Source organism: Streptomyces sp. NBC_00209 (assembly GCF_045206345.1).
In the GTDB taxonomy this organism is placed as follows: Bacteria; Actinomycetota; Actinomycetes; order Streptomycetales; family Streptomycetaceae; genus Streptomyces.
Genome location: NZ_CP108121.1, coordinates 5147819 through 5173886, shown reverse-complemented (window position 1 = coordinate 5173886; position 26068 = coordinate 5147819). Strand labels below are relative to the sequence as shown.

Genomic DNA, 26068 nt, shown 5'->3' with positions numbered 1-26068 from the left:
GTCTCCTCAGGGATGAACAGGGTGTACGGGGGGTGGGGACGGGGTGGTGCGGGGGGTCAGGAGGCGTCCGGCGTCGCCCGGTTGCGGCGTACGAGCAGCAGCACGGTGACCGCCGCCGCGGCGAGCAGTCCGGCTCCGCCGAGGGTCAGGTAGAGCCCGGTGCGGGAGTCGTCGTCCTTCGCGGCCGCCGTGGGCACCGGGGCCGCCTTCGCCGCCGGGCTGCCGGTCGGCTCGGGCGATGCCGAGGCGTCGCTGCCCAGGTCGGGCAGGGCGGGGAGGGCCGCCTTCGCGTCGGGGGCGACGGCGAGCGAGACCGGGTCCATCGCGGTGCCCGCCTTGTAGAGCGAGCCGAAGACCTTCGCCCCGTCGGCGGTCAGGGTGGCGGGTGCCTCGGTGAGGACCGCGAGGCCCTTCTTCGGCGCGAAGTCCTTGGCGGCGAAGGTGACGAGCGGGACGGACTTGGTGGCCTTGCCGTCGCTCAGGACGTCGGCGCTCAGCGTGCCCCTGCCGGACTTCACGGCGACCGCGAACCGGGACAGCTTCAGATCGAGGCCGTCGGTCGCGGTGAAGCGGATGCTGCCCGCGAAGGCGGCCGCGAGGGTCTGCCCCTCGGGGTCGTACGTGCCCTTCCCCTTCGGGAAGCGGAAGAGCGCGCCGCCGTCCTGGGCGCCGCCGGCGAGGGTCCACTGGCCCTGGCCGATCGAGCCGGTGACGTACTCGCGGAAGGTGCGGCGCACGCCCCAGTCGACGGCGGCGTCCTCGAAGCGCCCGGCCGTGGACTTCTTCTCCGGCTCGGCGCTCCCGCCCGGCTTCGCCGGGGACTTGGAGGGCTTCGCGGCCGGGCCCGTGGTGTCCACGGAGAGGCTGACCGGGTCCAGGGGCGTGCCGGCGGTGTAGTAGCCGGCGAAGGACTTGGCTCCCTGCGCGGTCAGCGTGGCCGGGATGTTGGTGAGGGCGACGGGGGTGGTGCCGCCCCGCATGTCGATCCCGGACAGGCCGAGCGCGGCCAGCGGGACCTGGGCGGCGGTGGTGACGCGTCCGCTGCCCCGCTCCTTGCTGGTCATGTCCGCGTACAGGGTGCCGCTGCCGCCCTGGATGCGGACGGTGGGGCGGCTGATGGTGAGGTCCAGCTCGTAGGAGCCGTCGGACTTCTTGTGGCCGGTGAAGCGGACGCCGCCCGAGAAGCCGGCCCGGAAGGCGCCGGTCGCCGGGTCGTAGGAGCCGGTCGCGGAGTGGAAGCGGAACTGGCTGCCGCCGACCGTGGCGGCGCCGCCGGTCAGCCCCCAACTCCCCTGGGCGATCGGCCCGGTGACGTAACTCTGGAACGAGGACTTGATGCCCCAGTCCAGCCGTCCGCCCTGCACCGTGCGGCTCGCCGCTTGCGCGGCGGTGGCCGGGAACAGCGCACCCGGCAGGACCGCGAGCAGCGCGACGGCGAGAGCGCGGGCAGGTCTGAACGGTGGCATGGAACCCCTCCGAGGTCTGGAAACTGAGGTAAGGCTAACCTAAGGTATGAACATCCTGTGCCGGTACTCCCTTCCGTCACATTCCTCGCAGACCACCACCAACTGCTCGCCGTAGTACGAGCCGTAGAACGACAGGACGGTGCCCCGTGCGCTGCACGCAGGACTTCGCCCCACCGGGCCGTGGCGCACGGCGTACGCGCACCCTGGCGACCGCCCTCGCCCTGGCCTCCGCGCTCCTCCTGGCCGGCTGCGGCGGTACGGACGCGCCCTCGGCGAAGTCCGCGGGCGCCTCGGCGGCGGACGCGGACCGGATCGAACCGCTCACCGGCACCGCCGCACCGAAGCTCCCGGTCACCGTGGACTCGGCGGACGGCAAGCGGACCACCATCACCTCGGCGGACCGGATCGTCCCGCTCACCGGCAGCCTGAACGAGATCGTCTTCACGCTCGGGCTCGGCAAGCGGGTCGTGGCCCGTGACATCACCGCCACCTTCGAACAGGCCGAGAAGCTGCCCGTGGTGACCCGGGCCCACGACGTGTCGGCGGAGAGCGTGCTGTCGCTGAAGCCGACCGTGGTCCTCGCGGACACCACGACCGGCCCGGCGGAGGCGATCGGCCAGATCCGCGACGCCGGGATTCCGCTCGTCGTGGTCGAACCCGCGAAGGACCTGTCCGACGTGGGCCGCCGGATCGGGACCGTGGCCGCCGCGCTCGGCGTGCCGAAGGCCGGGGAGACGCTGAAGAAGCGGACGCAGGACCGTATCGACGCCGTACGCGAGTCGGTGCCCGCACCGGCCGACGGGAGCGGGAAGCCGCGCGTCGCCTTCCTCTATCTGCGCGGCTCCGCGTCCGTCTATCTGCTGGGCGGCCGGGACTCCGGGGCGAGTTCGCTGCTGGAGGCGGCGGGCGCGGTGGACGCGGGCAAGGCGTCCGGGCTGAAGAAGGACTTCACCGCCATCACCAGCGAGGCCCTGGCCAAGGCCGCCCCCGACGCGATCCTCGTCATGACGAAGGGGCTGGAATCGGTCGGCGGGATCGACGGCCTGGTGGAAATCCCGGGCGTCGCGGAGACCCCGGCCGGGATGGACCGGCGGATCGTCTCGGTCGACGACGGCGTGCTGCTGAACTACGGCCCGCGCACCGACCGCGTCCTGAGCGAACTGGTCGAGCAGCTCTACCCGGAGAGCGGTGCGGACCAGTGACGGCCTCCTGCGGGATCACCGCCAAGACTGCCGGGCCCGAGGCTCCAACGGCCCTGCCACGGGCCCGGCGCTCCACCGCTTTCACGCTCACCGCCGGACTCGTCGCCGCCCTGGTCGTGGGTTGCCTGCTGTCCGCCGGACTCGGCGCGTACAGCATCCCGCTCGGTGACGTGCTCGCCTCCGTCCAGCACCGGATCGGGCTCGGCGGGCACGCCCTGGACCGGGTCGGCGAGAGCGTCCTGTGGAACGTACGGCTGCCGAGGGTCGTCCTCGCCCTCCTCGTCGGCGCCTCGCTGGGCTGCGCGGGCGCCCTGATGCAGGGCGTGTTCGGCAATCCGCTCGCCGAGCCCGGCGTCATCGGGATCTCGGCCGGTGCGGCGGTCGGCGCGGTCGCCTCGATCGCACTCGGGCTGAGCTTCTTCGGCAACTGGACCATCACCGTCTGCGCGTTCGCCGCCGGTCTGCTGACCGTGCTGCTCGTCTACGCGCTGTCGCGGTCGGGCGGGCGGACCGAGGTGGTGACGCTGATCCTCACCGGGATCGCGGTCAACGCCTTCGCGGGCGCGCTCATCGGCCTGTTCATCTTCTTCGCGGACAACGCGCAGATCACCCAGATCACCTTCTGGCAGCTCGGCTCGCTGGCCCAGGCGACCTGGCCCAAGGTGCTGGCCGTCCTGCCGTGCGCCGCGCTGGGGCTGCTGATCGCCCCGTTCTACGCGCGCAAGCTGGACCTCCTCGCGCTCGGCGAACGGCCCGCCCGGCACCTGGGCGTGGACGTGGAGCGGCTGCGGCTGGTGCTGGTGCTGGTCGTGGCCCTGCTGACGGCGGCGGCCGTGGCGGTCGCGGGGATCATCTCGTTCGTCGGGCTGCTCGTCCCGCACCTGCTGCGCATGGCGAACGGGCCCGGGCACCGCTTCCTGGTGCCGGGCAGCGCGCTCGGCGGCGCGCTGGTGCTGGTCGCGGGCGATCTCGCGGCCCGGACCGTCGCGGACCCGGCGGAGCTCCCGCTCGGGGTGCTGACCGCGCTCTTCGGCAGCCCGTTCTTCTTCTGGCTGCTGCGCAGGACCCGTCGCAAGCAAGGTGGTTGGGCATGAAGTCCCTCCGGAACCTGTTCGCCCCGCACACCCGGCGGCTGCCGGTGCCCGTGCCCGCCGGGAAACCGTCCGCCGAGGTGACAGGGCTGCGGGTCCGGCTCGGCGGACGGCAGGTGCTGGACTCGATCGACCTGACGGCGTACGCGGGCGAGGTGCTGGCCCTCGTCGGCCCGAACGGGGCCGGGAAGTCCACGCTGCTCGCCGCGCTCGCCGCCGACCTGCCCGCCGAGAGCGGGGCCGTGCGCATCGACGGGCGCCCGGTCACCGACTGGTCCGCACCCGAACTGGCCCTGCGCCGGGCGGTCCTGCCGCAGACCGCGGCCCTCGCCTTCCCGTTCCCGGTGGAGGACGTCGTCCGGATGGGCCGGGCGCCCTGGGCCGGGACGGACCGGGCCGACGAGGACGATCCGGCGGTCGCCGAGGCGATGGCGGCCACCGAGGTCACCGGGTTCGCCGGGCGCCCCTTCTCCGCGCTGTCGGGCGGCGAGCGGGCGCGGGTGGCGCTGGCCCGGGTCCTGGCGCAGCGGGCCCCGTTGCTGCTGCTCGACGAGCCGACGGCCGCGCTGGACCTGCGCCACCAGGAGTTGGTGCTGCGGATCTGCCGGGAGCGGGCCGCCGCCGGGGACGCGGTGGTGGTCGTCCTGCACGACCTGGGACTGGCCGCCGCCTACGCGGACCGGGCGGCCGTGCTGCACGAGGGGCGCGTCGCGGTGGCGGGCCCGCCGGGCGAGGTGTTCTCCGGTGAACTGCTCGGCCGGGTCTACCGGCAGCCGGTCGAGGTGTTCCCGCACCCGCGGACCGGGGTGCCGCTGGTGGTCCCCGACCGCGCCTCTTGACCTGTGCATTACCTGTGCGAGGTACGTCCATGGGTCGGCCGTGATCCGGCCGTTTCCGGGTCGGCGCAGTGAGACCTGAATCACTGCACACGGGGGTGGCCAACAGGTAAGCCTCGGCTAAGTTAGGTCCGCCTCACCCGGCTTGGTCCGGCCCTTTTCCTTCTTCTCCTTCATCCTCAAGTGGAGCCCTGATGCGAGCCGTTCGTCTCTCCGTCGTCACCGCCGCCGCGACCGCGGCCGCTCTGACCGCCGTCACGGGCTGCGCCGAGAAGAGCGACGGCAAGGGCGAGGGGGCCGTCCAGGTCGTCGCCAAGGACGACTCCTGCGAGGTCTCGAAGACGAAGCTCCCGGCCGGCCACATCGAGCTGGCCGTGCAGAACAAGGGCTCCAAGGTCACCGAGGTCTACGTCCTCTTCCCGGACGACCGCATCGTCGCCGAGCGCGAGAACATCGGCCCCGGCACCAAGGCCACCATCACGGCCGAGATCAAGGCCGGTTCGTACGAGATCGCCTGCAAACCCGGCATGAAGGGCCACGGCATCCGGCAGAAGATCGAGGTCAGCGGCGGCAGGGCGGCCAAGCGCAGCCCCGAGATGGACAAGGCCGTCGCCGCGTACCGCACCTACGTGCAGGCGCAGGCCGACGAGACCCTGCCGAAGGTCAAGGTCTTCACGGACGCCGTCGCCGCCGGGGACATCGAGGCCGCGAAGAAGGCGTACGCGAACTCCCGCATCGGCTGGGAGCGCACCGAGCCGGTCGCCGAGTCCTTCGGCGACATCGACCCGAAGGTCGACGTGCGGGCGGACGGCCTGGAGGACGGCCAGAAGTGGACCGGCTGGCACCGCCTGGAGAAGGCGCTGTGGCAGGACAAGAAGCTCGGCGCCGAGGAGAAGGCCCTCGCGCCGGTCCTCTACAAGGACCTGACCGACTGGCAGAAGCGCGTCGGCACCGCCGACATCACCCCGACCTCGATGGCCAACGGTGCCAAGGAGCTCCTCGACGAGGTCGCCACCGGCAAGGTCACCGGTGAGGAGGAGCGCTACAGCCACACCGACCTGGTCGACTTCAAGGCGAACGTCGAGGGCGCCGAGCAGTCCTACCGGCTGCTGAAGCCGATCACGTCGAAGAACGACTCCGCGCTCACCGCCACCCTGGACAAGCGGTTCGCCGCGCTGAACAAGCTGCTGGAGAAGTACCGCGCGAACCCGTCCTCGTACGACTTCACCTCCTACGAGAAGGTCGGCAAGGCGGACCGCAAGGAGCTGTCGGACGCGGTCAACGCGCTGGCCGAGCCGCTGTCCAAGCTGGCCGCCGCGGTCACGAAGTAACCGGACGGAAAGAGGCTCCGGGCATGACCGAGGAGACCCGCGAGGCACCCGCCGACGGCAGCACCCCGTCGCGCCGCGCACTGCTGGGCTGGGGCGGTGCCGGGCTCGCGCTCGGCGCCGCCGCGGCCGGCGTGGGCGTCGCCGCGGCCCGCTCCGGTGACGACGGCCGGGCCACCGCCGACAGCGGCGCCGCGGTGCCGTTCCACGGGGCGCACCAGGCCGGGATCGCCACCGCCGTCCAGGACCGGCTGCACTTCGCCGCGTTCGACGTGACGACGAAGGACCGGGCCGAACTGATCGCGCTGCTCAAGGAGTGGACCCGGGCGGCCGAGCGGATGACCGCCGGGCACGCGGTCGGCGACGGGGCGTACGGGGGTCTGCCCGAGGCGCCGCCGGACGACACGGGCGAGGCGCTGGGGCTGAGGCCGTCCCGGCTGACGCTGACCTTCGGCTTCGGGCCCTCGCTGTTCGCGAAGGACCGGTTCGGCCTCGAAGGACGGCGGCCCGGGGCGCTGGTGGACCTGCCGAAGTTCCCCGGTGACAACCTCGACAAAGCCCGCAGCGGCGGCGACCTGTGCGTCCAGGCGTGCGCGGACGACCCGCAGGTGGCCGTGCACGCCATCCGCAACCTCGCCAGGATCGGCATGGGCCGGACCGCGATCCGCTGGTCGCAGCTGGGCTTCGGCAAGACGTCCTCGACCACGCCGGACGACCGGACCCCGCGCAACATGCTCGGCTTCAAGGACGGCACCCGGAACATCTCCGGCACCGACACGGCCGCCCTCGGCACGCACGTGTGGGCCGGGGAAGGGGACGGGCCCGACTGGATGACCGGGGGTTCGTACCTGGTGGCCCGGCGCATCCGGATGCACATCGAGACCTGGGACCGCACCTCGCTCCAGGAGCAGGAGGACGTCTTCGGCCGCGACAAGGGCGAGGGCGCGCCGGTCGGCAAGTCGAAGGAACGCGACGAGCCGTTCCTGAAGGCGATGCTGCCGACCGCGCATGTGCGCCTCGCCCACCCGGACAGCAACGGCGGGGCGATGATCCTGCGCCGGGGCTACTCCTTCACGGACGGCACCGACGGCCTCGGCCGGCTCGACGCGGGGCTGTTCTTCCTGGCCTATCAGCGCGACACCCGCAAGGCGTTCGTTCCTCTGCAGCGGCGCCTGGCGGCACACGACGCACTCAACGAGTACATCCAGCACGTGGGTTCGGCGCACTTCGCCGTCCCACCGGGCGTCCGCGACAAGGACGACTGGTGGGGCCGGGCGCTGTTCTCGTAACGGGACTCGAAGCGGAAAGGGAACCGAGACGTGTTCAGCAACTTCCTGATCGGGCTGCGTGAGGGCCTTGAGGCCAGCCTGGTCGTCTGCATTCTCATCGCGTATCTGGTGAAGACCGGCAACCGGAACCGGCTGCTGCCGATCTGGATCGGTGTGTCGATCGCGATCGTCGTCAGCCTGGGCTTCGGCGCCGGTCTTGAGTTCGGCTCGCAGGAGATGACGTTCAAGGCGCAGGAGGCGCTGGGCGGTTCGCTGTCCATCGTCTCGGTGGGCCTGGTGACGTGGATGGTCTTCTGGATGCGGCGGACCGCCCGTCATCTCAAGGCGGAGCTGCACGGCAAGCTGGACGCGGCGCTCGCCATGGGCACCGGCGCGCTCGTCGCGACCGCGCTCCTGGCGGTCGGCCGGGAGGGCCTGGAGACCTCGCTGTTCGTGTGGCGGGCGGTGCACGCGGCGGACGACGGCTGGCACCCCATGATCGGCGCGGTGCTCGGCATCGCCACGGCGGTCGTGCTGGGCTGGCTGTTCTACCGGGGCGCGCTGAAGATCAACCTGGCGAAGTTCTTCACCTGGACCGGCGGGATGCTGGTGGTGGTCGCCGCGGGTGTGCTGGCGTACGGCGTGCACGACCTCCAGGAGGCGGAGTTCCTGGGCGGTCTGCAGAACCGCGCGTTCGACATCAGCTCCGCGATCCCGCCGGACAGCTGGTACGGGACGCTGCTGAAGGGCACGTTCAACTTCCAGCCGGACCCCACCGTCCTCCAACTCACCGTCTGGGCGCTGTATCTGGTCCCGACCCTCGCGCTGTTCCTGTCCCCGGTAGGGTTCGGACGGTCAGTGGCGACGGATCAGAAGGCGCGGAAAGCAGCGGATGAGAAGTCTGGGGCCGGTGCGGCGGGCGACGGGGCTCGCGGTGGCGACGGTGCTGAGCCTGACGGCGAGCGGGTGCGTGACGGTGCACGGCGAGCGGGCAGCCGTACCGGCGGCGACGAGGTCTGAGGCCGCCCGGGCACTGAAGGAGTTCACCGCCGCGTACAACGCCGCCGACAAGGCGTACGATCCGGCGCTGGACGCGGACGTGGTGACGGGCTCGCTCGGCGCCGTCAACCAGGCGGGGCTGAAGGCCCGGCACCGGATAGCGCCCACCGGCAACTCCCGGCACCAGCCGCTGCAGCTGACCGACGCCCGTTTCGTCATCCCCGAGAAGGCGGGCTGGCCGCGCTGGTTCCTCGCCGACACGGGCTCCAACCGCGACACGGACGAGGGCGGGAAGAACAGCCGCTGGCTGCTGGCGTTCACGAAGACCGGCCCCGACGCGGGCTGGAAGGCCGCCTATCTGTCGGTCGTCACCAAGAACCGGCTGCCCGCTGTCGCGACGGACGCCGCGCCGGTCGCGGCGGACGGACCGGGCCTGGCCGTGGCCCCGCGCGATCTCGGCACGCGGTACACGCAGTACCTCCAGCAGGGCGCCCCGGACGTCTTCGCCCCGGGGGCGGCCACCTCGCAGTGGCGGGACGCGCGGTTGAACACCCGGCGGGCCGGGTTCTCGTACCAGTACGCCGACCAGCCGCTGGACGGTGGCGCGTACGCCCCGCTGGGGGTGGCCACCGAGGACGGCGGGGCGCTGGTCTTCTTCAGCAGCAGGCACTTCGAGCGGCAGACCGCGGCGCCGGGGCTGCGCCCGGCGGTCGACCCCGATGTGGAGGCGCTGCTCACCGGCGAGGTGAAGAGCACGCTGACCAAGGAGCGGGTCTCCAGCCAGCTGGTGTACGTGCCGAAGAAGGGCGCCGGCGCGGGCAGGGTGACCGTGCTCAGCCGACTGCCCGGGCTGACCTCGGCGAAGGGCTCGTAAGGCGCTGGGCCCCGGGCCCCCGGCTACCGGCGCAGCGGCCAGGCCACCGATTCGTGGTCGACCTCACTCTGGCCCTCGGAGCCGACGAACCGCGCGCAGGCGTCCGTCAGGGTCTCCAGGAGCGTCAGCGGGTCGGGCAGCGGGTGCTCGGGGCCCCGCAGCCAGGCGACGTCCAGCTCACCGGGGAGCTGGGCCGGGGGCAGCAGGACGTAGCTGCCCCGGCAGTGCCAGCGCAGGCCGGGGTGCTCGTCCATCGTCTCGGGGTGGCAGTCCAGCTCGCACGGCCACCACTCGTCCTCGTCCTCCGGGGTACCGCGCGTCGCGGTGAAGAACAGCATCCGGTCGTCGCCGGAGCGGGCCACGGGCCCTACCTCGACCCCGGCGGCGAGGAGCCGTTCCAGGGCCTGCTCACCGGCCGCCAGCGGGACGTCGAGGGCGTCGTGGATCATGCCGGTCGCGGTGATGAAGTTGGCCTGCGGCTGAGTGCTGGCCCAGCGCTCGATCTGGGCGCGGTCGGTGGTGGACTGCGTCTGCCAGGCGAAGGAGAGCGGATGGCGGGCCGGGGTGGGGCAGCCGATGCGTTCGCACGAACATCGGTAGCCGACCGGGTGGGCGGCGGGTGCGATCGGCATTCCGGCCTCGGCGACAGCCAGGAGCAGCGCCTCCCGTGCGGCGTCGTCGACCTCGCGCTGCTGCGGCTTGGGTCGTCGCCGCAGCCACTGGGAAATCTTGCTCTCTGAGCCGCGATTACGGCCGAAATCGGCGCCCATCTATCCCCTTGCCTTTGCGTTGCCCCTGCCCATGGTCCCACCATCCTGCGCCTCGGGTGGCCAGAGTCCGGAAGCGGGGTGGGACGGTCGATGCCGCAGGGGGGGAACTATCACACGCTTTGTCATGAAAGAGCACGTGTGGTGACCGGTCCCGGCCGGGCCGCGTCACGCGCCCGGGGTTCGCGTCCGCGCGAACCACCCGTTCGGACCACAGCGCCGGGGGCCCCGTACGGCGCACCATGAGCTCACGCACACACCCGTGCGACGCACCGGCCGCAGCGGCCACCAGCCGCCGCGACGATTCGTGAGGAGCCTCAATGCCTCGTGAAGCCACACCCCGGCACTATCTGATGTGTGCCCCTTCCCACTTCAAGGTGACGTATTCCATCAATCCGTGGATGGATCCCACCAAGCCGGTCGACCTGCCGCTGGCGCAGACCCAGTGGGAGGACCTGCGCGACCGCTACCGGGCCCTCGGCCACACCGTCGACCTGCTGGAGCCGCACCCCGGTCTGCCGGACATGGTCTTCGCGGCGAACGGGGCCACGGTGATCGACGGCCGGGTGCTGGGCGCCCGCTTCGCCTACCAGGAACGGTTCGAGGAGGCGGCCGCCCACCGCGACTGGTTCCTCGGCCACGGCTTCACCGAGGTCCACGAGCCGGACCACGTCAACGAGGGCGAGGGCGACTTCGCGGTGACCGCTTCCTTTGTGCTGGCGGGCCGGGGTTTCCGGTCGTCGCCGCTCTCGCACGCGGAGGCGCAGGAGTTCTTCGGGCGGCCCGTGCTCGGCCTCGACCTGGTGGACCCCCGCTACTACCACCTGGACACGGCCCTGTGTGTGCTGGACGACGCGGCCGACGAGGTCATGTACTACCCGCAGGCGTTCTCACCGGGCAGCCGGGCGGTCCTGGCGCGGCTCTTCCCGGACGCGCTGATCGCCGGTGAGGTGGACGCGGCGGCGCTCGGCCTGAACGCGGTGAGCGATGGCCTCCACGTACTGCTGCCGCAGGCCGCGACGGGGCTCTTCGCCCCGCTCCGGGCGCGCGGCTTCGAGCCGGTGCCGATGGACCTGAGCGAGCTGCTGAAGGGCGGCGGCAGCGTGAAGTGCTGTACGCAGGAGCTGCGGGCCTAGTACTGCAACCGCATCTCATGCGGTTGCAGTACTAGGCCGCGTCCTCCGGGGGCGGCCAGGCGTCGCCCCAGTCGGTGTCCCGGGCGGCGCGGTACAGGGCGCCGTGCCGCTTGGTGACCGTGTCGCGCCGCAGGCCCTCGTCGCGGGTGCAGAGGTCGAGGAGCACCTGCCCCTTGCGGATCTGGGGCCTGCGGACGACCCGGGCGGCCACGGGCAGGGGCGTGAACCGGGTGGCGACGACGTAGCTGAACTTCTCGTCCTCGTACGCCAGTGAGCCGCCCTTCACCTGCCGGTGCAGCGAGGAGCGGCTGACCCGGGCCGAGAAGTGGCACCAGTCGGTGCCCGGCTCGATGGGGCAGGCTCCGCTGTGCGGGCAGGGCGCGGCGACGGTGAGCCCGGCGGCGGTCAGGCGGTCCCGGGCGTCGATGATCCGGGCGTAGCCGTCGGGGGTCCCGGCCTCCACGACCACGACGGCCTGCCCGGCCCGGGCGGCGGCGTCGATGAGGGCGGTGCGGGCGGGGACGGTCAGCTCGTTGAGCACGTAGGAGATCGTGACCAGGTCCGCCGGGGCGAGGTCGAGGTCCTCGCCGATGCGGGCCCGCCGCCAGTCCGCCGTACGCAGGGCGGGGGCTCCGGAGGCGGCGGCCAGTTCGCGGCCGAGGGCGAGCGCGGGCTCGGCCCAGTCCAGGACGGTGGTGCGGTGGCCCTCCCACTCCCCCGCGACGGCCCAGCTCGCCGCCCCGGTGCCGCCGCCGACGTCGGTGTGCGTGGCGGGCGCCCAGTCGGGGGCGGCCTCGCGGAGCGCGTCGAGGGCGGACCGTACCGCCTCGAAGGTGGCGGGCATCCGGTACGCCGCGTACGCGACCACGTCCGAGCGGTCTCGGAGCACCGGGGTGTCGGTGGGAATCGTGCCCCGGTAGTGGGCGATGAGCCGCTCGACTGCCTGGCCGGCCTGCTTGGGCGGCAGCCCGTCCAGGAGTCCGGCGAGGGCCGCGCGCAGGGCGTCCGCGGTGGGGAGGGTGGCGATCACCGATGAATTGTAGGCGGGGTGCCGGCCCGCTCAGATCGCCGAGGGACGCTGCCAGGGGCGGCACAGGCCCAGGAAGCAGGCGAGGGCGCCGGTCGCGCAGACCAGCTGGACGACGGCCATCGGGACCGCGGTCTCCTCGCCCGCGATCCCGACGAGCGGGGAGGCGATGGCGCCGATCAGGAACTGCGAGGTGCCGAGCAGCGCGGAGGCGGAGCCGGCGGAGTGCTTGGTACGCATCAGCGCCTGGGCGTTGGTGTTGGGCATCGCGAGACCCATCGCCGACATCAGCACGAAGAGCCCGGCGGCCACCGGCACGAGACCGACGTCGCCGAAGACCCCGGAGGTCATCAGGAGCAGCGCGGTCGCGGCGGCCACGATGACGACGAGTCCGAAGGTGAGGGCCTTGTCCAGGCTGACCCGGCCGACGAGCAGCTTGCCGTTGATCTGGCCGACCGTGATCAGCCCGACGGAGTTGATGCCGAAGAGCAGGCTGAAGGTCTGCGGTGAGGCGCCGTAGATCTCCTGGATGACGAACGGCGAGGCGCTGACGTAGGCGAAGAGGGCGGCGAAGGCGAGGCTGCCCGCGATCATGTAGCCGGTGAAGACGCGGTCGGCGAGCAGGGCGCGCATGGTGCGCAGCGCGTCGCCGATGCCGCCGGTGTGGCGCTCGGCGGGCGGCAGGGTCTCTCCGAGCCACTTCCAGACGACGAAGGTGAGCAGCAGGCCGACGACGGTCAGGACCCCGAAGATGCCGCGCCAGTCGGTGAGCCGCAGGACCTGGCCGCCGATGACCGGGGCGATGACGGGGGCGACGCCGGAGATCAGCATCAGCGTGGAGAAGAACCGGGCCATCGCGACGCCGTCGTACATGTCGCGGACCACGGCGCGGGCGATGACGATGCCCGCCGCGCCCGCGAGGCCCTGGAGCAGGCGGAAGGCGATGAGGAGCCCGGCGGACGGGGCGAAGATGCAGAGCGCGGTGGCCAGCACGTAGACGGCCATGCCGAGGAGCAGCGGGCGGCGCCTGCCCCAGCGGTCGCTCATCGGTCCGACGACGACCTGGCCGAGCGCCATGCCGGTGAGGCAGGCGGTCAGGGTGAGCTGGACCGTGGCGGCGGGTGCGTGCAGCGAGTCCGTGACGGCGGGGAGCGCCGGGAGGTACATGTCCATCGACAGCGGCGGGAGCGCCGTGAGGCCGCCGAGGACGAGGGTGACGAGGAGGCCGGTGCGCCGGGCGGCGGCGGTGGCTCTGCCGGTAGGAGGAGTCCCTCGCGGGGTGGTGTCGGTGGTGCGTATGTACTGGGCCCCGCTGAGGCCGCTCTCCGGCATTCTCGTCTCCATAGTTGTTGAATCCGGCTCTATGCTCTCAGCTCGGCGGGGATGGTCGACACCTTTTGGGAGCGTGCATGAGCAGGACTGTCCGTTGGGGCGTGCTGGCGACCGGCGGGATCGCGGCGACGTTCACCGCCGATCTGCGGGCCATGCCCGGTGCGGAGGTGGTGGCCGTGGCGTCCCGCTCGGACGCCTCGGCGCGGGCGTTCGCGGAGCGGTTCGGGATACCGCGGGCGTACGGCGACTGGGCCGGCCTGGTCGCGGACGACGAGGTCGAGGTGGTGTACGTGGCCACGCCGCATTCGGCGCACCGGGAGGCCGCCGCGCTCGCGCTGGAGGCCGGGAAGCACGTGCTGTGCGAGAAGGCGTTCACGCTGAACGAGCGCGAGGCGCGGGAGCTGGTGAAACTGGCCCGGGACCGCGGGGTCTTCCTGATGGAAGCGATGTGGACCTACTGCAACCCCGTGATCCGGCGCCTCACCGAGCTGGTGCGGGACGGGGCGATCGGCGAGATCCGGACCGTGCAGGCCGACTTCGGCTTCGCGGCGGACCTGGGCCCGGAGCACCGGCTGCGCGATCCCCGGCTGGGCGGCGGGGCGCTGCTGGACCTGGGCGTCTACCCGGTGTCGTTCGCGCAGCTGCTGCTGGGCGAGCCGGACCGGGTGCGGGCGGACGCGCTGCTGTCGCCGGAGGGCGTGGACCTGAACACCGGGATGCTGCTGGGCTGGGACTCGGGGGCCAACGCGCTGCTGTCCTGCTCGATCGTCGGGCACCACCCGACGGCGGCGACGGTGATCGGGACGGGCGGGCGGATCGACATCCCGCACAGCTTCTTCCACCCGGAGGGCTTCGTGCTGCACCGGGCGGGCGCCGAGCCGGAGGAGATCACCTCGGGCCCGGGTCCGCAGGGCCTGTCCGGGATGCAGTACGAGGCGGCCGAGGTGATGCGGGCGGTCCTGGCGGGCGAGACGGAGTCCCCGCTGGTGCCGCTGGAGGGTTCGCTCGCGGTGATGCGGACGCTCGACGCGGTGCGTGACCGCATCGGCGTCCGCTACCCGGTGGACGCCGTCTAGGCCGGGTTCAGACCCGGGCGGCCGGCCTCGGTGACGTAGGAGCCGGCGGTGGTGACGGGGGCGCCCGGTGTGGTGACGGCCGGGACCGTACGGAAGTCGGCGCGGGCCGCCCGCTCCTGGAGGGTGACGACGGCGTAGCCGCGGCGCCCGTTGTAGAACTTCAGGTGCGGGTTGGCCGCCATCAGGTTGGTGTAGTTGGACGGCTTCTCGGAGCCGTCCTTCCCGCTGGTGAGGGACGTGGTGACGATCTCGGTGCCGATCGTGCGCGACGCCGGGTCGTCGAAGTCCCGCTTGATGTCGAAGCCGTAGCTGACGTGCACATCGCCGGTGAGCACCATGAGGTTGTCCACGCCGACGCGCTCGGCGCCCTGGAGGATGCGGTCGCGGGAGGCCGGGTAGCCGTCCCAGGAGTCCATGGACAGCTTGAACGCGTCGGTGGGCACGTCGCGCCGCTGGGCGAAGGTGACCTGCTGCGGCACGACGTTCCAGGTGGCGTGCGAGTGGCGCCAGCCGTCGATGAGCCAGCGCTCCTGGGTGGCACCGGTCAGCGTGCGCCTCGGGTCCTCGGACTCCGGTCCGGGCGTCTGCCAGCCGTCGCCGTACGCCTGGTCACTGCGGTACTGCCGGGTGTCGAGTACGTCGAACTGGGCGAGCCGGCCGAAGCTCAGGCGGCGGTAGAGCCGCATGTCGGGGCCGGTCGGCCGCTGGGGCGTGCGCAGCGGCTGGTTCTCCCAGTACGCGCGGTAGGCGGCGGCGCGGCGGATCAGGAACTCCTCCGGCGGCACGTCGTTCTCGGGGATGTCGCCCGCGTAGTTGTTCTCTGTCTCGTGGTCGTCCCAGGTGACGACGAAGGGGTGCGCGGCGTGGGCGGCGCGCAGGTCGGGGTCGGACTTGTAGAGGGCGTACCGCAGCCGGTAGTCCTCCAGCGTCGTCGTCTCCCGGTTGAACAGCGCGGGCAGCGTGCGGTCGGTGTAGTTGCGGGCGCCGCCGGTGGCGGTGACGGCGTACTCGTAGAGGTAGTCGCCGAGGTGGAAGACGACGTCCACGTCCTCCTGGGCAAGGTGCCGGTACGCGGTGAAGTAGCCGTCGTGGTACGCCTGGCAGGAGACGGCGGCCAGGGCCAGTTCCCGCTTGCGGGCGCCGGGCGCCGGTGCCGTACGGGTACGGCCGGCCGGGCTCGTCCACTGTCCGGCGCGGAAGCGGTAGTAGAGGACGCGGTCCGGGGCGAGGCCCTGCACCTCGACGTGGACGCTGTGGTGGAACTCCGGGTGGGCGTACGTGGTGCCGCGCCGGACGACGCGGTGGAACCGCTCGTCGTACGCCAGCTCCCAGCGGACCTCGACGCGGGCGTCCGGGAGTCCGCTGCCGGGTTCGAACGGGCGGGGCGCGAGCCGCGTCCACAGCAGCACGGAGCCGGGCAGCGGGTCGCCGGACGCGACGCCGAGCGTGAACGGGTCCTCGCCGATCTTCCGGGCCTCCATCTCGCGGGCACTGGCGGTCCCGGCGGCGGGCAGCCCGACCGAGAAGGCGAGCGCGGCGGCGGCTCCGGTGACCGTGAGGAAGCGGCGGCGGTCGGTGTGCCGGGCGGCGTCGCGCATCTCCTGCTGTGGCGATGAGTGCGTCATCTGTCCCTCCCCTGACTGGTGGTGTGGGGGAAGTCCAGCGGCCCGGCACATCCGGAGGCTGACGTGTTCGCGTCGCGCGGGCGTCGCCCGGATGAGGAGTGCGGCAGGATGGTGCCCCCAGGGGCAAACTCCGCGTTCGCGGCCAAATCCATGATCATCCGCCGGCGTCGTACGGGCACGGGAATCGCCGGAGCCCCGTCCCGAATCACCCCGCCGGGGCGGCGCGTACGCTGCGGCAGCATGAGCAACAGTCTGTTGAATTCCGCGGAGAACTCCCCGTCAAGGGTGGCGGTGGTCACGGGCGCCGGGTCCGGCATCGGCCGCGCGGTGGCGCTCGCGCTGGCCGGGGCGGGCTGGTCGGTGGCGCTCGCGGGCCGCCGGCCTGGCGCCCTGGCCGAGACGGCGGCCCTCGCCGGCGAGCACGCCCGGGTGATCACCGTCCCGGCCGACGTGACCCGGCCCGAGGACGTGGACGCGCTGTTCTCCTCCGTACGGGAGTGGGCCGGCCACCTCGGTCTGCTCTTCAACAACGCGGGGACGTTCGGCCCCGGCGGACCCGTCGAGGAGCTGGCGTACGAGGACTGGCGCGGGGTGGTCGACGTCAACCTGACGGGGGCGTTCCTGTGCGCGCAGGCGGCGTACCGGCAGATGAAGGAGCAGGACCCGCGGGGCGGGCGGATCATCAACAACGGTTCCGTCTCCGCGCACACCCCGCGCCCGCACTCGGTGGCGTACACCGCGACGAAGCACGCGATCACCGGCCTGACGAAGTCGCTGTCGCTGGACGGACGTCCGTACCGCATCGCCTGCGGCCAGATCGACATCGGGAACGCGGCGACGGAGATGACGGAACGGATGCGGACGGGCACCCTCCAGGCCAACGGCGAACTGGCCGTGGAGCCGGTGATGGCGGCCGGTGACGTGGCCCGCACGGTGCTGCACATGGCGGAGCTGCCCCTGGAGGCGAACGTCCAGTTCGCGACGGTGATGGCGACGGCGATGCCGTACGTGGGACGGGGCTGAGGGGGCGCGCCCCGCACCGGGAATGCCGCCGGGGCGTGGGCGGTTGAGCGGCACATGACCGAGCTTCCCGAGATCCTGCGCTACACCGCCTTCTCCGCCGACCCCGAGGGCGGCAACCCCGCCGGGGTGGTGCTGGACGCCTCCGGTCTCGACGAGGCGGCCATGCTGGCCGTGGCGGCGAGCCTCGGCTACAGCGAGACCGCGTTCCTGACCGGGCGGACGGAGGCGTCGGAGCCCGGTGCGCGCGGTTACGCGGTCCGCTACTTCAGCCCGAAGGCCGAGGTGCCGTTCTGCGGTCACGCGACGGTCGCCGCCGCCCTCGCGCTCGCCGAGCGGGACGGGCCGGGCGAGGTGGAGTTCGCCACCCCCGCCGGTACGGTGCCGGTCACCGTGGTCCGCGAGGGCGACGAGCTGCGGGCGACGCTGACCAGCGTGGAACCGCGCGTCGAGGACGTGGCCGCGGGCGACCTCGCGGAGGCGCTGGCCGCGCTGGACTGGCCGGCCGCCGACCTCGATCCGGCCCTGCCGCCCCGGATCGGGTACGCCGGGGCGCGCCACCTCGTGCTGGCGGCGGCCACCCGGGAGCGGCTGGCCGCGCTGGACTACGACTTCGCGCGCCTGGAAGCGCTGATGCACCGGCTGGACCTGACGACCGTGCAGCTGGTGTGGCGGGCCTCCGACGCGGTGTTCCACGTCCGTGATCCGTTCCCGGTGGGCGGTGTGGTGGAGGACCCGGCGACGGGTGCGGCGGCGGCCGCGTTCGGGGCGTACCTGCGGGAGCTGGCCCTCGTGCCGGAGGCCGCCGTGCTGACCTTGCACCAGGGTGAGGACATGGGCCGCCCCGGCACGCTCACCGTGACGCTGGGGGCGGGCGACGCGCGGGTGCGGGTGAGCGGGACCGGCACCCGGCTGCCGGACCCGGCCTGACCCCCGCTCAGACCGGCCGGCCGAGCGTGCAGGTGAAGACCGGTTCCCCGTCCTGCAGCGCCCGCACCCGCACCCCTGCCGGGGCCGTCCTCGCCTCGATCCAGCAGGGCCGGTCCAGCTCCACGTAGCGGAGGAAGTCGGAGCGCAGGGTGACCGGGAGGAAGCCGGGCACGGTGGCGTGGGCCGCCTGCCGGGCCGCCTCCAGGAGCAGGATGCCGGGCACATGGTCGTTGGGGCGGCCGAACAGCGTCGGGTGCCCGGTGTCGAGCCGCAGCGGCCAGCGCCCGGGCGCGACGGGGGGCGCGAGGACGACGTCCCGCTCGGTGGCCCGGCCCGCGGTGCGCGGCGCGAGCGCCGGGAGCGGGGGCGCGGCGACGGCGGCGGACCGGTCGCCGCGCAGGCGGTGGTAGGCGGCGGCCGAGGTGCAGCTGATCCGCGAACCGCAGACGGCGAGCACCGCCCCGCCCCGGCGCAGCACGAAGTCGACGCCCATCGAACCGAGACCGCGCCCCCGGCGGCGGACCTCGGAGCAGTTCACCTCGACCATGACGTCCCAGGGCTCGTCGCCGAGCACGAGGTGTTCGGCGGCGGTGGTGTAGCGCAGCTCCCACATCACGAACGCGTCGCCGAGCGGCACCCCGAGTTCGGCGTGGCAGACCAGCATGGCCGCCTGCCGCATCGTTTCCGCGATCAGCAGCGGGTCCTGGTGGCCGGCGACGGGGGTGAAGAAGCGGTGGGCGCGCGGCCAGTGCGCGGGCACGCAGAACCGGGTGTCGCCCAGCCGGGCCACGCCGGTCGGGAAGAGGTCCCGCGCGTCCGGGCGGTGGGCCATCCGCCCGAGCTCCTCCCCGGTGACGCGTGAGGAGAACTGGACCATGGGGCGCCCCCGGGAGACTGCGGCTCGATGGGCCGGTTGCCCCCGACCCGGCTGTGACCTGGCCAGTTTGCCCTGGCCCGACCCACAGTCTCCAGCCACCCTCCCCGCCGCCTCTCGAGTCCCCCTGGAGCCAGGACCTAAGGTGAGTCGGGCGACCGAACGTCATCCATGTGACAGGAGTGGCTCATGTCCGTGCACCGTGTGGTCCCCAACATCCCGGTGGGCGCCGGGGCGGACGCGTCCGCCCTGCGGGCTTCCAGCTCCTTCTACGGCCTGCTCGGCTTCGAGGAGGTCATGAACCATGGCTGGATCATGACCCTCGCCTCGCCCACCCAGCCGGCCGCCCAGATCAGCTTCATGACCAAGGACGAGACCGGCCCGGTCAACCCGGACCTCAGCGTGGAGGTGGCCGACGTGGACGCGGTGCACGCCGCACTCGTCCGCGAGGGGGCCGAGATCGTGTACGGCCCGCACGACGAGGAGTGGGGCGTCCGCCGCTTCTTCGTCCGCGACCCGAACGGCCGCGTGGTCAACGTACTGACGCACCGCTGAGCCGCCGTACCGCCTCCGTCGTCTCCGCCGCCCCGTCCACTGCGGCCGTCCGCTCCGCGCCCTTCGCGGCCGCCTCCCGGTATGCCCGCTGCCGGACCAGGTCCGCGGGGACGCCGGCCCGGCAGCGGGGCTCAACGGCGTCCTCACGGGCATGAGGCACCTCGCGCCAGGCCGTCACGCAGGTCGCCGCCCTCTTCGAGCGGGGCGCCGCGGACCGCGTCGTCGTCGCGGGCCTGCCGAAGCTGCGGGCGGCGCGGGGGCACCACTCCCCCGCCGGGCGGGTCGTGCGGTCAGGCGCAGGCGCAGGGGTTGCCGCCGTCGTCGCCGAGTTCTCGGTGGTGCGACGTGCGCCCTTGGTCCAGACCTGTCCACTGCAGGTCTGGACCTTAGTGACGGACAGAGTCCGGTCAAGGGGGATGAACGGCGTCGGTTCGCGCCTCCACTTTTCGGCATCGAGTGGTTCGTCACCGAACTACTCGCGGCGCCATTTTTAAGTGATCCTTAAGCCGCTGGTCACCGGCGGCGCCCGGTGACCACCCGGCGACGGCACGCCCTCCGCACGGCCCGCCCGGCGTCAAATTGGTCTAGTCCTAATCTCGTAGGAATCGTTGACGTGCAGGTCACGGGCCGGTTATCACTGCTCCAGCCCATCCACAGCACCACCGCTCCCCCGCTGGAGGCCGCACGTGCACCCCCGTAAAACTCTGATCGCCGCGCTCCTGAGCACGGCCCTCGTCACCGGCGGCCTCGCCGCGACCGTCGGCATCGGCTCGGCGCAGGCGGCCGACGCACCGGCTTCCGCTTCGCCGGGCGGCGTGCGCATCGCGTACTACGACCAGTGGAGCGTGTACGGCAACGCCTTCTACCCGAAGCAGCTCGACACCCGGGGCATCGCCGGCAAGCTGGACGTCATCAACTACTCGTTCGGCAACATCCACCCGACCGACCTCACGTGCTTCGAGGCCAACAAGGCGGCGGGCGACGACAACAACCCCAACGCGGGTGACGGTGCGGGCGACTCGTACGCCGACTACCAGAAGTCCTTCAGCGCGGCGGACAGCGTCGACGGCGTGGCCGACAAGTGGGACCAGCCGATCGTGGGCGTCTTCAACCAGTTCAGGGAACTGAAGGCGAAGTACCCCCACCTGAAGATCAACATCTCGCTGGGCGGCTGGACGTACTCCAAGTACTTCAGCGACGCGGCGAAGACGGACGCGAGCCGCAAGAAGCTGGTCTCCTCCTGCGTCGACCAGTACATCAAGGGCAACCTGCCCGTCGAGGGCGGCTTCGGCGGCGCCGGCGCGGCGGCCGGCATCTTCGACGGCATCGACCTCGACTGGGAGTACCCGGCCTCCGCGGGCGGCCACCTGGGCAACCACTACGCCCCCGAGGACAAGCAGAACTTCACGCTGCTGCTGGCGGAGTTCCGTAAGCAGCTCGACGCGTACGGCGCCGCCAACGGCGGCAAGAAGTACCTGCTGACCGCGGCCTTCGGGGCCGGCCAGGACAAGATCGCGAACATCGAGACCGACAAGATCGGCCAGTACCTCGACTACGCGAACCTGATGACGTACGACATGCACGGCGCCTGGGACGGCGACGGGCCGACGTACCACCAGTCGCCGCTCTACTCGGGCGCCAACGACCCCTCCGACCCGGTCGCGCCCGGTACCGAGAAGTACTCGATCGACAACGCGGTCGACTCCTGGCTCGACGGCAAGCCGGCCTACGGCATCGCCGGCGGCTTCCCGGCGAACAAGCTGACCCTGGGCTACGAGCTCTACTACCGCGGCTGGAAGGGCGTCCCGGAGGGGACCACCCACGGCCTGACCCAGTCCGCGACCGGCGGCTCCTCCGCCCGCCCGCTGAGCCAGCAGGCAGGCATCGCGCACTACAAGGAGCTCGGCGGCATCGTCGACAACCCGGCGACGACGTACTGGGACGACGAGGCGAAGGCGTCCTACTTCTACAAGGACGGCGAGTTCTTCACGGGCCTGGACCAGAAGTCCATCCAGGCCAGGGCCGACTACGCCAAGCAGCGCGGCCTGGCCGGCGCGATGATGTACTCCCTCCTCGGCCTGGACGACAAGACCACCCTGCTGAACGAGATCAACACCGCGATCGGCGGCTCCACCACCGAGCCCACCACCCCGCCGACCACCGACCCCACGGACCCGACCACCCCGCCCACCACCGACCCGACGGACCCGCCCGCCGGTGACTGCGGCTCGGTCCCGGCGTACGTGGCCGGCACGGTCTACAACGCGGGCAACGAGGTCTCCCACAACGGCCGCAGGTACAAGGCCCAGTGGTGGACCCAGAACGAGACCCCCGGCAGCACCGGTGACTGGGGCGTCTGGAAGGACCAGGGCGCCTGCTGAGCGCCCCGCCCGAAGTGAGCCCCCCGCCGGCGACCGGCGGGGGGCTCGTGCGTGGAACGCGAGCGGCCCGCCCGGCCCGGCCGGCAGGATCCGGCCAACCTCGGCCCTCTACGGGTGCCCTGTCCGCGTTCCCCGGCATTTCGCCGGGCCGGGCCCCTACGATCGCAGGGCGATCCGGGAGCGGATCGCCGGGCGAGGGGGCGGTACACATGGACATCGTCGACACGGGCGGCAGCACTCTGGTGGCGCTCCTGGCCACCGACGCGTGGATGCAGGCGCGCGAGGGGATCGTCGCGCTCTGGCGCCGGTTCCGTCCCACGCAGGCGGACGAGGTGACGCTCGCGCTGGACGAGACCCGCGAGGAGCTCCTGGCCGCGCGCGGAGACGGCGACACACAGGGCGAGGCCGACCTGGCGCGCGACTGGCAGCGCCGGCTGCGGCGCATCCTGGCCGAGGACCCGGAGGTCGCCGAACAGCTGGAGCGGCTGCTCGCCGAGGTGCGCGGGTCGCTCCCCGAGGCCGAACGGCCCGCACCGGGCCCGGTCTTCCACACCCAGGTCTCCGGGCACGGCCGCGCCTACCTCGCGGGGCGCGACCAGCACATCACCGAACGATGACCCGGCCGGCCCGAATCCCTTACGGGGCCGGCGAGTTCGGAGCAGAGGCCACCGGCCACGGGCGGGTCTACCAGGCCGGCGGAAACCAGTACATCACCACGTACAGCATCGAGCACGAGCCGGCGGCGCCGAGTCCCGAGTCGGTGCGGGTGCCGCTCACCTCACCCCTGAGCTCTCCCCTGCGGGACCGCCACGAACTGCGGGCGGCGCTCCTCCGCGACATCCGCGATCCCGCCACGGCGGGCCATGGGCTGCATGTGGTGTGCGGGATGGCGGGGTGCGGCAAGACGGCGGTCGCCCAGACCGTGTTCGGCGAGGCGGTGCGGGACGGTGTCGTCGGGCTGTGGGTGGACGCGTCCCACCCCTCCTCCTTCCGTTCCGGGATGCTGGCGGTGGCGCACGACCGCGGCGCCTCGCAGGAAGAAGTGGACGCCGCCCGGACCAACCGGCGGGCCGCCGCGGACTTCGTCTGGCACTACCTCGACCGTTCGCCGGACCGCTGGCTCCTCGTCATCGACAACGCGAACGACCCGGAGGTCTTCCGGGACGAGCTGTGGCTCCGGACCAGCCGGCGCGGCATCGTCCTGGTCACCAGCCGGAACGCGAACGCGCCCGCCCGGCGCGCTGCCGCCAGGCACCCCTTGGACGTCCTGCGGATCGCCGACGCCGTCGACGTACTGCGTGACCTGGCCGTCGGTGCCGAGGAACAGGCCAAGCTGGAGCTGCTGGCCGCCCGCCTCGGCTGCCACCCGCTCGCCCTCTCACTGGCCGGCGCGTATTTCGGCCGCCAACTGCTGGAGTCGGTCACCGTGGACGAATACCTCAAACGCCTCGACGCCGACCCGTCCCTGATCGACCGCGGAGCCGAACCGGGCGAACAGGACCTGAGCAGGCTCATCAGCGGCACCTGGCAGCTGTCGCTGGACGCCCTTTCCGAGCGGGGCGCACCGGAGACCACGACCCTGCTGCGGCTGATCTCCTGCTTCGCGCCGGACCCGTTGCCCGCCGCCCTGCTGCGTCCGGCCGGCCTGGACGCCGCCGGCCTGCCCGACGCCGGTCCCCCGCTGCGGGGCGAGCAGGTCAACGGAGCCCTCGAAGGACTGCTCTCGCACTCACTCGTGGCCCTGCTCGACGTGCCCGTCGGTGCCGGGCACACCACCGTACGCGGCGTGCGGGCCCATCCGCTCCTGCTGGAGACCGTGGCCGCGCGCACGCCCGCCGACCAGCGCGGCACCCTGCTGCGCGCCGCGACCACCCTGCTGAAGGGGCTCCTCCCGGCCGGGGCGGATCAGGGCACCGGTCCACACGCCCTGCGGCTGCTCACCCCGCACGCGATCCACTTGCTGCGCCGCACGGGCCGTGAGCGGGCCGAGGTACGGGCGACGGCTCTGGCCGTGGTACGCGAGCTGCGCGGGCACGCCTTCGCCTGCGGCGACCTCACCGCCGCCCGGGCGCTGGCGGCCGAAGCGGTCCGCGCCTCCGAGGACGCCGTGTCGGCGGAGGCGCTGGACGACCTGCACGCACACGGCCGCGCGCTGGCGGGACTCGGGTGTTACGCGCAGGCCGTCGAGACACAGAGCAACGCGTTGCGGGCCCGGCGGGAACTGCTGGGCGCCGGCCACACGGACACCCTCGACAGTGCCTACGCGCTGGGGCTCGCCCTGTACGGGCTGGGTCGTTGGGCGGACGACGAGCGGTACATGCGGCAGGCGGCGGAGGGCCGCGAGCGGGTCCTGGGGGCCGGTCATCCCGACACGATCGACGCCGTCAGCTGCCTCGCCGAAGCCATCGGGCAACAGGGCCGCTGGGCGGAGGCGGAGGCGCTGGGGCGGTCGAACCTGCGCGCCGCGGAGGCGGCGCTGGGCCCGGAGGACGGACACACGCTGACCGCGCGCATCGCGCTCGCCTGGGTCCTGGCGGGTACCGGCGAATGGCAGGAGGCGGAGGTGCACACCCGCCGGACGCTGGAGGGCCGCGAACGGACGCTGGGCACCGATCATCCGCGTACGCTCGCGGCCCGGCAACGGCTCGCCGATGTCCTGACCCACCTTGAGCAGTGGGAGGAAGCGGAGGCCGCCGCCCGGGCCGTGCGGTCGGTGCGCCAACACGCCCTGGGGGACGAGCACCCCCACACGCTGTCCGTGCAGATCCTCCTGTCCCGCATCCTGCGGGCCAGGGGCGCGCTCGCCGAGGCGCGCGATACCGCGACCGAGACCTTGGCGGCCTGCGTCCGCGTGCTGGGTGGCACCCACCCGGACACCGAACGCTGCCGCCGCGAGCTGGCGGCGGCCACCGGAGCGTTGAACCACCATGAGGAGGAACGGCCTTGACCGAATCCATTGCCCGCACCTGGCGCAGAAGCAGCTACAGCGGGGCCGACAACGCATGCATGGAAATACTCATCCCCCCCCCGCTGGGAAGGGCCCCGATACGGGACTCCAAAGTTCCGCACGGTCATGTGATCGATTTCCCGGACACGGCATGGAACTCGTTCGTCGAGGCCGTCCGGAGGAATGGAACGCCTGGCACCCCGCGGCACTAGGTGTACTGACCCGTGAGGTTAGGGACGCGGCTGGTGGGTGGTTGGCCCTTGAGTGCGGTGTGTCCGCGGTGGTGATTGTAGGTGTGGAGCCATTGTGGGAACGCGTCGCGGCGTTCTTGTTCTGATCGGTAGGGGCGTGCGTAGGCCCATTCGTCGAGCAGGGTGCGGTTGAGGCGTTCGACCTTGCCGTTGGTCTGGGGGCGGTAGGGGCGGGTGCGTTTGTGGGCGATCCCGGCCGCTGCGAGCGTGTCGCGCCAGGTGTGGGACTTGTAGCAGGAGCCGTTGTCGGTCAGGACGCGTTCGACGGTGATGCCTGCGCTGGTGAAGTAGGCGTGGGCGCGGGTCCAGAAGGCGGTGGCGGTTTCCTTCTTCTCGTCGGTGAGGATCTCGCTGTAGGCGAGGCGGGAGTGGTCGTCGACGGCGGTGTGGATGTAGCTGTAGCCGGCGTTCGAGCGGGTCTTGCGGCCGGCCTGGCGGCCCAGGGCCTTGTGGCCTCCGCCGTCGGGGATGTTGCCGAGCTTCTTGATGTCGACGTGTACGAGTTCGCCGGGGCGGTCGCGTTCGTAGCGGCGTATGACGTGTCCGGTGGCGCGGTCGAGGTGGGTGAGGCGGGCCAGGCCGAAGCGGACCAGCACGCGGTGGACGGTGGAGGGGACCAGGCCCAGCAGGTGGGCGATGCGGGCCGGTCCCCACCGGCGCAGGAGTCGGACCTTGATGATCCGGCGTTCGGTGCGGGTCGGGGTCCGTCGTGGGCTGTGGTGGGGGCGGGAGGAGCGGTCGGTCATGCCGGCCTCGCCGAGGTCCCGGTAGCGGCTCGCCCATCGTTGGGCGGTGGTGGGTGAGACCTGGAAGCGCTCGGCCGCCCGCCGCAGGGGCCAGCCGTCCTCGACGACGCAGTGGGCCAGACGCAGGCGGCCGGTCTCGGTCAGGGGTGCATTACGGTGGGGCACGAGGGCCTTTCTGGTCGGTGCAGATGTCGCAATCCACACCGAACCCGGAAGGCCCTCACCCGTTCAAGATCCCTCAGCCGAGATATGGCTCACCCGTCCACAACCTCCTCGGACAGAACACCTAGGGCCTGTGCCATGGCAGTCGAGGGCGGGTACCTCGCGCCGGGCGACG

Annotated in this window: 23 protein-coding genes; 16 read left to right on the top strand and 7 right to left on the bottom strand. The window is 72.5% G+C overall.

Annotation, left to right across the window (positions count from 1 at the left end; translation table 11 throughout):
• Nucleotides 1-56: 56 nt before the first annotated feature.
• Nucleotides 57-1466 (bottom strand): HtaA domain-containing protein, encoded by a 1410-nt coding sequence (locus tag OG867_RS23530; RefSeq protein WP_406288182.1) that lies wholly within the window; start codon nt 1464-1466, stop codon nt 57-59.
• Between the two features lie 146 nt (nt 1467-1612).
• Between OG867_RS23530 and OG867_RS23525 the strand changes: the two genes are divergently transcribed.
• The 7 genes from OG867_RS23525 (at nt 1613) to OG867_RS23495 (ending at nt 9064) form a co-directional block, all read left to right on the top strand.
• Nucleotides 1613-2668: a hemin ABC transporter substrate-binding protein gene (locus OG867_RS23525; RefSeq protein ID WP_406288179.1), complete on the top strand. Its 1056-nt coding sequence runs from the start codon at nt 1613-1615 to the stop codon at nt 2666-2668.
• Entirely contained in the window at nt 2665-3762 is a 1098-nt protein-coding gene (locus OG867_RS23520; protein WP_406288176.1) for a FecCD family ABC transporter permease, read from the top strand. The genes OG867_RS23525 and OG867_RS23520 overlap by 4 nt, the downstream gene beginning before the upstream one ends.
• Nucleotides 3759-4598, top strand: coding sequence for a heme ABC transporter ATP-binding protein (locus OG867_RS23515; protein WP_406288174.1), 840 nt, complete (start codon nt 3759-3761; stop codon nt 4596-4598). Before OG867_RS23520 ends, OG867_RS23515 begins: the two co-directional genes overlap by 4 nt.
• 191 nt (nt 4599-4789) lie before the next feature.
• Entirely contained in the window at nt 4790-5926 is a 1137-nt protein-coding gene (gene efeO, locus OG867_RS23510) for an iron uptake system protein EfeO (protein ID WP_406288171.1), read from the top strand.
• A 23-nt stretch (nt 5927-5949) separates the two neighbouring features.
• Nucleotides 5950-7212 carry an iron uptake transporter deferrochelatase/peroxidase subunit gene (gene efeB, locus OG867_RS23505; RefSeq protein WP_406288168.1) on the top strand — a complete coding sequence of 421 codons (1263 nt, stop codon included), beginning with the start codon at nt 5950-5952 and terminating at the stop codon, nt 7210-7212.
• Nucleotides 7213-7242: 30 nt separating this feature from the next.
• Nucleotides 7243-8211, top strand: a complete 969-nt coding sequence (gene efeU / locus OG867_RS23500) for an iron uptake transporter permease EfeU (RefSeq protein WP_406288166.1) — start codon at nt 7243-7245, stop codon at nt 8209-8211.
• Nucleotides 8162-9064: a hypothetical protein gene (locus OG867_RS23495; protein WP_406291140.1), complete on the top strand. Its 903-nt coding sequence runs from the start codon at nt 8162-8164 to the stop codon at nt 9062-9064. The genes efeU and OG867_RS23495 overlap by 50 nt, the downstream gene beginning before the upstream one ends.
• Nucleotides 9065-9087: 23 nt before the next feature.
• On the opposite strand, the gene OG867_RS23490 is transcribed toward OG867_RS23495, so the two are convergent.
• The gene (locus tag OG867_RS23490) at nt 9088-9834 is read right to left on the bottom strand and encodes a bifunctional DNA primase/polymerase (RefSeq protein ID WP_328899928.1); all 747 of its coding nucleotides are present in this window, start codon (nt 9832-9834) and stop codon (nt 9088-9090) included.
• Nucleotides 9835-10151: 317 nt separating this feature from the next.
• On the opposite strand from OG867_RS23490, the gene ddaH reads away from it, so the two are divergent.
• Nucleotides 10152-10967 carry a dimethylargininase gene (gene ddaH / locus OG867_RS23485; protein ID WP_406288163.1) on the top strand — a complete coding sequence of 272 codons (816 nt, stop codon included), beginning with the start codon at nt 10152-10154 and terminating at the stop codon, nt 10965-10967.
• Between the two features lie 31 nt (nt 10968-10998).
• Here ddaH and OG867_RS23480 read toward each other — a convergent pair whose 3' ends face one another.
• Entirely contained in the window at nt 10999-11997 is a 999-nt protein-coding gene (locus tag OG867_RS23480; protein WP_406288161.1) for a small ribosomal subunit Rsm22 family protein, read from the bottom strand.
• A 30-nt stretch (nt 11998-12027) separates the two neighbouring features.
• Complete coding sequence (locus OG867_RS23475) at nt 12028-13326, bottom strand: multidrug effflux MFS transporter (RefSeq protein ID WP_328899931.1); 1299 nt, start codon at nt 13324-13326, stop codon at nt 12028-12030.
• A 77-nt stretch (nt 13327-13403) separates the two neighbouring features.
• Between OG867_RS23475 and OG867_RS23470 the strand changes: the two genes are divergently transcribed.
• On the top strand, nt 13404-14402 hold the full coding sequence (locus OG867_RS23470) for a Gfo/Idh/MocA family protein (protein ID WP_406288158.1): 999 nt from the start codon (nt 13404-13406) through the stop codon (nt 14400-14402).
• On the opposite strand, the gene OG867_RS23465 is transcribed toward OG867_RS23470, so the two are convergent.
• The gene (locus OG867_RS23465; protein ID WP_406288156.1) at nt 14399-16027 is read right to left on the bottom strand and encodes an alkaline phosphatase D family protein; all 1629 of its coding nucleotides are present in this window, start codon (nt 16025-16027) and stop codon (nt 14399-14401) included. The genes OG867_RS23470 and OG867_RS23465 overlap by 4 nt on opposite strands.
• Before the next feature lie 240 nt (nt 16028-16267).
• Here OG867_RS23465 and OG867_RS23460 point away from each other — a divergent pair, with 240 nt between their 5' ends.
• Both OG867_RS23460 and OG867_RS23455 read left to right on the top strand, forming a co-directional pair.
• Entirely contained in the window at nt 16268-17050 is a 783-nt protein-coding gene (locus tag OG867_RS23460; protein ID WP_406288154.1) for an SDR family oxidoreductase, read from the top strand.
• Between the two features lie 54 nt (nt 17051-17104).
• A complete protein-coding gene (locus OG867_RS23455) occupies nt 17105-17977 on the top strand; it encodes a PhzF family phenazine biosynthesis protein (protein ID WP_406288151.1) in 873 nt (290 codons plus the stop codon).
• A gap of 7 nt (nt 17978-17984) precedes the next feature.
• On the opposite strand, the gene OG867_RS23450 is transcribed toward OG867_RS23455, so the two are convergent.
• The gene (locus tag OG867_RS23450) at nt 17985-18854 is read right to left on the bottom strand and encodes a ScbA/BarX family gamma-butyrolactone biosynthesis protein (RefSeq protein WP_328899936.1); all 870 of its coding nucleotides are present in this window, start codon (nt 18852-18854) and stop codon (nt 17985-17987) included.
• 186 nt (nt 18855-19040) lie between these two features.
• On the opposite strand from OG867_RS23450, the gene OG867_RS23445 reads away from it, so the two are divergent.
• From OG867_RS23445 to OG867_RS23425, 5 genes are all read left to right on the top strand, one after another.
• Entirely contained in the window at nt 19041-19406 is a 366-nt protein-coding gene (locus OG867_RS23445) for a VOC family protein (protein WP_406288147.1), read from the top strand.
• A gap of 686 nt (nt 19407-20092) precedes the next feature.
• Entirely contained in the window at nt 20093-21787 is a 1695-nt protein-coding gene (locus OG867_RS23440) for a glycosyl hydrolase family 18 protein (protein WP_406288145.1), read from the top strand.
• A gap of 209 nt (nt 21788-21996) precedes the next feature.
• On the top strand, nt 21997-22404 hold the full coding sequence (locus OG867_RS23435) for a hypothetical protein (protein WP_406288142.1): 408 nt from the start codon (nt 21997-21999) through the stop codon (nt 22402-22404).
• Nucleotides 22401-24734, top strand: coding sequence for a tetratricopeptide repeat protein (locus tag OG867_RS23430; protein ID WP_406288140.1), 2334 nt, complete (start codon nt 22401-22403; stop codon nt 24732-24734). The genes OG867_RS23435 and OG867_RS23430 overlap by 4 nt, the downstream gene beginning before the upstream one ends.
• On the top strand, nt 24731-24946 hold the full coding sequence (locus tag OG867_RS23425; protein WP_406288138.1) for a DUF397 domain-containing protein: 216 nt from the start codon (nt 24731-24733) through the stop codon (nt 24944-24946). Before OG867_RS23430 ends, OG867_RS23425 begins: the two co-directional genes overlap by 4 nt.
• Here the strand turns inward: OG867_RS23425 and OG867_RS23420 are convergent.
• Nucleotides 24943-25896: an IS481 family transposase gene (locus tag OG867_RS23420; RefSeq protein WP_406288136.1), complete on the bottom strand. Its 954-nt coding sequence runs from the start codon at nt 25894-25896 to the stop codon at nt 24943-24945. The two genes, OG867_RS23425 and OG867_RS23420, sit on opposite strands and share 4 nt — an antisense overlap.
• Nucleotides 25897-26068 lie beyond the last annotated feature (172 nt).